The following is a 254-nucleotide window of genomic DNA, read 5'->3' as shown; positions in this document are numbered from 1 at the left end:
CTATGGTGTAATTGGCAGCACGACTGATTCTGGTTCAGTTAGTCTTGGTTCGAGTCCAGGTAGGCCAGCTCGCAGAGCTTATCTGCAAAGCCCCCGTTGTGTAGCGGCCTAGCACGCTGCCCTCTCAAGGCAGTAGCGCCGGTTCGAATCCGGTCGGGGGTACGGTGATCTCTCACGAGATGATCGCTAGGGCCCCCGTTGTGTAGCGGCCTAGCACGCCGCCCTCTCAAGGCGGTAGCGCCGGTTCGAATCCG

Annotated in this window: 1 tRNA gene; it reads left to right on the top strand. The window is 60.2% G+C overall.

The features are described 5' to 3' along the window. The first annotated feature begins 89 nt into the window (after positions 1 to 89). Positions 90 to 162 (top strand) — tRNA-Glu (locus H0H10_RS00290). The last annotated feature ends 92 nt before the right edge of the window (positions 163 to 254 follow it).

Origin of the sequence: Streptomyces griseicoloratus, from assembly GCF_014534645.1 — a bacterium.
Classification (GTDB): Bacteria; Actinomycetota; Actinomycetes; order Streptomycetales; family Streptomycetaceae; genus Streptomyces; species Streptomyces griseicoloratus.
The sequence above is the reverse complement of the archived record's forward strand: the minus strand, read 5'-3'. Positions and strand labels throughout refer to the sequence as shown.